Origin of the sequence: Halomonas sp. IOP_14, from assembly GCF_021021315.1 — a bacterium.
GTDB lineage: Bacteria > Pseudomonadota > Gammaproteobacteria > Pseudomonadales > Halomonadaceae > Vreelandella > Vreelandella titanicae.
Window position 1 is genome coordinate 25,591 of sequence record NZ_JAINWD010000053.1, and the last position, 6,637, is coordinate 32,227.

The 6,637-nt window shown below is 54.3% G+C and carries 6 protein-coding genes and 5 tRNA genes; 6 read left to right on the forward strand and 5 right to left on the reverse strand.

The features are described 5' to 3' along the window. Nucleotide 1 precedes the first annotated feature (1 nt). The 5 genes from ccoG to ccoN all read right to left on the reverse strand — a co-directional run bounded on the left by ccoG (nucleotide 2) and on the right by ccoN (nucleotide 4,865). On the reverse strand, nucleotides 2-1,438 hold the full coding sequence (gene ccoG / locus K7H09_RS22305; RefSeq protein WP_041158889.1) for a cytochrome c oxidase accessory protein CcoG: 1,437 nt from the start codon (nucleotides 1,436-1,438) through the stop codon (nucleotides 2-4). 220 nt (nucleotides 1,439-1,658) lie between these two features. Then, the gene (gene ccoP, locus K7H09_RS22310; protein ID WP_041158888.1) at nucleotides 1,659-2,588 is read right to left on the reverse strand and encodes a cytochrome-c oxidase, cbb3-type subunit III; all 930 of its coding nucleotides are present in this window, start codon (nucleotides 2,586-2,588) and stop codon (nucleotides 1,659-1,661) included. Further along, nucleotides 2,585-2,809: a CcoQ/FixQ family Cbb3-type cytochrome c oxidase assembly chaperone gene (locus tag K7H09_RS22315; protein WP_022522227.1), complete on the reverse strand. Its 225-nt coding sequence runs from the start codon at nucleotides 2,807-2,809 to the stop codon at nucleotides 2,585-2,587. The genes ccoP and K7H09_RS22315 overlap by 4 nt, the downstream gene beginning before the upstream one ends. 3 nt (nucleotides 2,810-2,812) lie before the next feature. Further along, nucleotides 2,813-3,421 carry a cytochrome-c oxidase, cbb3-type subunit II gene (gene ccoO, locus K7H09_RS22320; protein WP_022522228.1) on the reverse strand — a complete coding sequence of 203 codons (609 nt, stop codon included), beginning with the start codon at nucleotides 3,419-3,421 and terminating at the stop codon, nucleotides 2,813-2,815. A 19-nt stretch (nucleotides 3,422-3,440) separates the two neighbouring features. Further along, complete coding sequence (gene ccoN, locus K7H09_RS22325) at nucleotides 3,441-4,865, reverse strand: cytochrome-c oxidase, cbb3-type subunit I (protein ID WP_022522229.1); 1,425 nt, start codon at nucleotides 4,863-4,865, stop codon at nucleotides 3,441-3,443. Nucleotides 4,866-5,029: 164 nt separating this feature from the next. Here ccoN and K7H09_RS22330 point away from each other — a divergent pair, with 164 nt between their 5' ends. The 6 genes from K7H09_RS22330 to K7H09_RS22355 all read left to right on the forward strand — a co-directional run bounded on the left by K7H09_RS22330 (nucleotide 5,030) and on the right by K7H09_RS22355 (nucleotide 6,507). After that, nucleotides 5,030-5,776, forward strand: coding sequence for an alpha/beta fold hydrolase (locus tag K7H09_RS22330; RefSeq protein WP_022522230.1), 747 nt, complete (start codon nucleotides 5,030-5,032; stop codon nucleotides 5,774-5,776). 92 nt (nucleotides 5,777-5,868) lie between these two features. Continuing rightward, nucleotides 5,869-5,944 (forward strand) — tRNA-Val (locus tag K7H09_RS22335). A 73-nt stretch (nucleotides 5,945-6,017) separates the two neighbouring features. Next, nucleotides 6,018-6,094, forward strand: a tRNA-Asp gene (locus K7H09_RS22340). 40 nt (nucleotides 6,095-6,134) lie between these two features. After that, a tRNA-Asp gene (locus tag K7H09_RS22345) sits at nucleotides 6,135-6,211 on the forward strand. Between the two features lie 66 nt (nucleotides 6,212-6,277). Continuing rightward, nucleotides 6,278-6,353 (forward strand) — tRNA-Val (locus K7H09_RS22350). Nucleotides 6,354-6,430: 77 nt separating this feature from the next. After that, nucleotides 6,431-6,507: transfer RNA gene (locus K7H09_RS22355), tRNA-Asp, on the forward strand. Nucleotides 6,508-6,637: the final 130 nt, after the last annotated feature.

A 6,637-nucleotide genomic window follows, 5' to 3' on the forward strand; every position in this document is an offset into this window, starting at 1 on the left:
CTTATCTCCTAATATTGCCCAGGAAGCTGGTTTCGCGCTCGATACGAATATCCGCATCCTGTTGAGCCTGCAGCGTGAATACAATGGGGTGGCTGGGTTGCTGTAAATCGTCGGGATCGGCGGTCACGGTGACGGCTTCGAAGCGCGACTCCCCCGCGGGTACGCTAATAGTACTGCTGTCTAGAGTGAGGCTGGGCAATCCAGCAACGCTTAGCTGGTAGGTGTGGTCTTGATCATCCAGGTTGCGAATGGTCAGGCTAAATACATTGCTAATCTGACCGTCGCGGGTCATTTGGTAGAGCTGGGTGCGCTCGCGCTCAGCATCAAAATTGAGCGGCATACGGTCGTTAATGGCCCAGGCAAAGGTGCCCACCATCAGCACCAGGGCGGCGAAATAACCGAGCAGGCGTGGGCGCATGATATGGCTCTTTTTGCCCTTCAGGGCATTTTCGGTGGTGTAGCGCACCAAGCCCCGCGGGTAGCCCATTTTATCCATCACGCTATCGCAGGCATCGATACAGGCGGCGCAGGTAATACACTCGTACTGCAGTCCATCGCGGATATCGATGCCGGTAGGACAGACCTGCACGCAAAGGTCACAATCGATACAGTCGCCATAGCCTGCCTCGCGGGCTTCTAAATGGCTTAGGTTTTTTTTGCGATGACCACGGGGTTCGCCACGTGATTCATCGTAGGAGACGATCAATGTGTCGCGGTCAAACATGACCGATTGGAAACGCGCATAGGGGCACATGTAGATGCACACCTGTTCGCGCAGCCAGCCCGCGTTGAGGTAAGTAAATACCAGGAAAAAACCAACCCAGAAGTAGGACCAGCCGTGAGCTTCAAGGGTGGGGAGCTCTGTCACTAAATCACGAATCGGCGTGAAGTAACCCACAAAGGTAATGCCGGTGGCGAGGGCAATGAGCAGCCAGGCCGTGTGTTTAGCCCCCTTGCGCCAAGCTTTGTCGGCGGTCATCGGTTGGTTATCGAGTTTGATGCGCCGATTGCGCGAGCCCTCGATACGGTGTTCAAGCCAAATGAATAGAAATGTCCAAACGCTTTGCGGACAGGTGTAGCCACACCAGACCCGACCCGCAAAAACGGTAATAAAAAATAGCCCAAAGGCGCAGATAATCAGCAGCCATGACAGCAGGATGAACTCCTGCGGGTAAAAGGTGGCGCTAAAAATATGGAATTCACGGTTAGGCAGGTCGAATAGAATTAACGGCCGACCACCGATGTTAATCCACGGTAAAAGAAAAAATGCCAGCATTAACGCCCAGTTGGCACTGCGCCGTAGCTTTTGGAAAACGCCTTTAATTTCGCGCACGTAAATGTGTCGCCGCTTGGCGTACATTTCTTGGGTAACCGTTTCAGAGGGAACGTGATGTCCCACCGGATTCGGCGTGACGTCTTGGCTTGGTATCTTTTCCATGGCGATATTCCCGGCTCAGAAGGCAGGAGAGGTGGCACCTTTCTTCAACTAGACGAAATGCTCAATTAAAGGAAGTGCTTTGTTAAATATGATGCTTAGTCGCGGTCTAGGTGTTTCGTTAATATTGTATCGGGTTGGGTATAAAGAAAGGGTGCGGTTTGGGGCCGCACCCTTGCTTGGCTAGCGTTGCTGACGGTAACTGCTATCTGTCAGCGGTCAATCAGTCCGCTAAGCGCAGGCTATACACATAGGCGGCAACCAGATGAACACGCTCTTCACCAATATAGGCCGCTTGCGCAGGCATATGACCGTTACGGCCGTTACGCAGCGTTTGACGGATAGAGTCCCCGACTTCCTGGCCGGGTGCCAAATAAAGCCAAGTGTTATCGGTCAGGTTGGGTGCGCCGAGAGCCGTGTTACCCGTGCCGCTGGGGCCGTGGCAGGCAGCACACACCGCCATAAAGGTGCTTTCGCCCTGTTCAGCCTGCGCCTCGTCATGTTCTTCATTAGACAGCGAAAGTACGTATTGCGTCAGGTTCTCAATATTCTCCTGACCCAGTTGCTGCCAGGAGGGCATTAGGCCGTTACGGCCATTATTGAGAGTGGTCAAAATATTTTCTGGCTCACCGCCGTATAGCCAATCGTCGTCGGTCAGGTTGGGAAAGCCATAACCGCCCTGAGCGTTGGAGCCGTGACACACCGCACAGTTGTTCTGGTAAACACGCTCGGCAACCTGCATCGCCTCCGGATCTTCGGCAAGCTCAGGAATGGGTACTTCCTGGTACTGGGCAAAAATAGGTGTGAAGCGCTCTTCGGCTTGAGCCACTTCCTCTTCCCATTGACCCTCTTGCGACCAACCAAAGATACCTGCGTAGTTGCCCAGGCCGGGATAGAGTACCAAATAGACCAGTGCAAAAATTACTGTTATGACGAAAAGCTGGAACCACCACTTTGGCAGCGGGTTGTCATACTCTTCGATGCCATCGGCGGCGTGGCCGGTGGTTTCAACGTTACCGTCCGCGTCAGGCGTTTTATCGGTACGACGGTTGGCCAGCAGTATCCATACGCTCAGCGCAATCGTGCCCAGCGTAATGATAATGATCCAGGCGCTCCAGAAGCCGGATAGGGAGTCACCCCATAGATTACTCATATATTCTTATCTCCCCTGTCGTCGCGGGAATGCGCTTCGCTGTCGCGTTCACGCGAAGCGTGCTTGTCACTGGTCGGTTGCTCATCGTCGTCTGCAAAGGGCAAATTAGCCGCTTCGTCGAAATCTGGCTTGCGTCGCTTGGAGTACGCCCAGAGGGCAATACCGATAAACGCGAAAATCAAGATCAGCGTGATGAGACCGCGAAAAGTTCCCGTATCCATAACTTAGCGAGTGCCCTCGAGTACGGTTCCGAGCTGCTGTAAGTACGCGACCAGGGCCGTGATTTCCTGGGTGCCGCGTACGTCGTCAGTAGCGTTGGCGATATCTTCGTCGGTATAGGGCACGCCCAGTTGACGCAGCGTACGCATCTTTTGGGGAGTGGCATCACCATCGAGGGTGTTTTCAAACAGCCAGGGGTAAGCCGGCATTACCGATTCAGGGACTACATCCCGGGGGTTGTAGAGGTGAGCACGGTGCCAGTCATCGCTATAGCGGCCGCCAACACGCGCCAGGTCTGGACCGGTGCGCTTGGAGCCCCATAGGAAGTTGTGCTCATATACCTGCTCGCCCGCCACATTGTAGTGGCCATAGCGCTCGGTTTCCGCACGGAACGGGCGCACCATTTGCGAGTGACAGCCCACGCAACCTTCGCGGCGATAGATGTCACGGCCTTCCAGCTCCAGGGCTGACAGCGGCTCCAGGCCTTCAACCGGCTCGGTGGTCTGCTTCTGGAAAAACAGTGGAACCACCTCCGCCAAGCCGCCGAAACTGATCACGACAAGGATCAACACGGCAAGCAGGCCAACGTTCTTTTCGACAATCTCGTGTTTCATTGGTCTCAACTTCCCCGGTTTAAGCAGCTTGTGGCGCTGAATGGCTGATGGCCTCACGACGCTTAACGGTCATGTAAACGTTGAACGCCATGATCAGCATGCCGGTGACCCAGAAGAGGCCGCCGATTAAGCGAACAAAGTAGCCCGGTGCGCTGGCTTCAACGGCTTCAACAAAGGTGTACATCAAGGTGCCGTCAGGGTTGATCGCACGCCACATCAAGCCTTGCAGAATACCGTTAACCCACATGGAGGCGATGTATAGCACGGTTCCGATCGTGGCCAGCCAGAAGTGCACGGCGATCAGGTTGATCGAGTACATTTCAGTGCGACCAAAGACGCGCGGAATCAGGTGATACATCGAGCCGATGGTGATCATCGCTACCCAACCGAGCGCACCAGAGTGAACGTGACCAATGGTCCAGTCAGTGTAGTGCGAAAGCGCGTTGACGGTCTTAATCGCCATCATAGGGCCTTCAAAGGTAGACATGCCGTAGAACGACAGAGCAACCACCAAGAAGCGTAGCGTGGGGTCCGTGCGCAGCTTATGCCAAGCTCCTGACAGGGTCATCATGCCGTTGATCATGCCACCCCAGGAGGGAGCCAGCAGGATGATCGACATAACCATACCCAGCGACTGTGCCCAGTTCGGCAGCGCTGTGTAGTGCAGGTGGTGAGGGCCTGCCCACATGTAGATCATGATCAATGCCCAGAAGTGGACGATTGAAAGACGGTAGGAGTAGATCGGACGCTCAGCCTGCTTCGGCACGAAGTAGTACATCATGCCCAGGAAGCCTGCAGTTAGGAAGAAGCCTACCGCGTTGTGTCCATACCACCACTGCACCATCGCGTCCACTGCTCCGGCATAGATCGAGGTGGAGTACATGGGGGTCACTGGGATGGCCGCGTTGTTGACGATATGCAGCACCGCAACGGTCAAAATAAACGCCGCGAAGAACCAGTTCGCTACATAAATGTGCGACGTGGTGCGTTTTTTGATCGTCATTAGGAACACAATGGCGTAGCTGATCCATACGACCGCGATCAAAATATTGATCGGCCACTCAAGCTCAGCGTACTCCTTGGTCGTGGTGTAGCCCATGGGCAGGGACACTACCGCTGAGATAATGACCGCTTGCCAGCCCCAAAAGGTAAAGGCCGCTAACTTGTCAGAGAAAAGCCGTGTCTGACAGGTACGCTGGACAACGTAGTACGACGTGGCAAAGAGCGCCGAACCGCCAAAGGCGAAAATTACGGCGTTAGTGTGTAACGGACGCAGGCGCCCAAAGCTAGTCCAAGGTAGGCCAAGGTTCAGTTGCGGCCAAACCAGTTGCGAGGCGAGGATGACACCCACTGTCATTCCCACAATGCCCCACACAACGGTCATAATCGCGAACTGCCGAACCACCTTGTAGTTGTAGGTCGGGTGTTCAAATGCTGTGCTCATGTCATGTTCCCATCGAACGCGGTTAGGGGGTAACCCGTGGCATTTTGCACGGGTGCGACCACCCGCTTGATGATGCAGGTCAAGATCCGACCAAGATTCTAGCGCAGCCAGGGCTTAACCTGAACACACCAATTGGTTAAAGACTGAATTATCAGGAGCGATAGGTGTCACATTACGTTTTGTCTGGGTATATCGAGGTGCCTCCCAAGGGGTTAAAAGAGGCGCTTAAGCGCCAGCCAAATGGCGCCTTTCTGGTGCAGGGCATGGGGCCGTTAACTGTTCATGGTCACGCCAAGCTAGGTCGGTTGCTGTTTGCCCATGGCGCAGGGGCTGGTCAGCAGTCACCCTTCATGCGTCAATTTGTCACCTCGCTGGCGGCTCAGGGTGTTCAGGTTTTATGTATTGATTTCCCCTATATGCAGCAGATGCAGGAAACCGGCAAACGTCGACCGCCGCCGCCTATCGCCCAGACCCTTGATCAGTTTGCCCAATGGTATGCGCTACTTGCTGACCTATTTGACGAACCGCTATGGATTGGAGGCAAATCGATGGGCGGCCGAGTGGCGACCCTATTTGCCAGTGAACAGCCATGCAAGGGCACTGCGCCGGGTGTAGTGATAGCAGGTTACCCATTTCATCCTACTAAAGCGCCTGACAAGCTTCGTTTGGATCACTGGCCCAAGATTGCCTGCCCCATGCTGATTTTACAGGGTGAGCGTGATCCTTTCGGTACTCGAGACGAGGTAGCCGGCTATACACTGCCGCCAAACGCGCAGCTTGCTTGGCTGACGGATGGCGACCATGACTTTAAGCCGCGGCGATTTTCTGGCCTGACCCAAACGGTTTTGATTGACGAGGCTACCCAAGTTGCGGCATCCTTCGTCCGCGCTCATGGCACAGGCCTTACGTAAGAGAGTAACGCGCTGGTTTAGAATACGATTTTTAAACGCGGCATGTTGACATTCGGTAAGCCTTCTGTAGAATGCAGCGCCACGTGACCAGCGGGTGGTTAGCTCAGTTGGGAGAGCACCAGCCTTACAAGCTGGGGGTCACTGGTTCGAACCCAGTACCACCCACCATCTTAAGCTTTTGAAAGATGGTCTGGAAGTGTGAAAGTAGTACCTAGTACGACCTGTATTTGATGTGCATAACGGACCGGTAGTTCAGTCGGTTAGAATGCCGGCCTGTCACGCCGGAGGTCGCGAGTTCGAGTCTCGTCCGGTCCGCCATCATCAAATCAACGTCTGCTAATAGTTGTTATCGCAATTCGGACCGGTAGTTCAGTCGGTTAGAATGCCGGCCTGTCACGCCGGAGGTCGCGAGTTCGAGTCTCGTCCGGTCCGCCACGATAACTGCTAAGCTAAGCTGGTAAGAAAAAGTTGGTAAGCACAGCAATTACTTACCAATGGATTGGGTGGTTAGCTCAGTTGGGAGAGCACCAGCCTTACAAGCTGGGGGTCACTGGTTCGAACCCAGTACCACCCACCATCGTCTACCCTTTGGAAGCGCCTCTGAACCGCTTATAAATGTTAGCTTAGATGGTTGTTTTAAAAGTGCTTTAACGTGGACCGGTAGTTCAGTCGGTTAGAATGCCGGCCTGTCACGCCGGAGGTCGCGAGTTCGAGTCTCGTCCGGTCCGCCATTAAGCATTTGTCTTTGTAGTCATTTGAGTTATTAGCAATATATCGGCATTGGTCGAACGAATTCAAAAAAAGCCCGGATCATTGATCCGGGCTTTTTCGTAGTGCGCCAGGCATGGCGCGCAGCGCCTT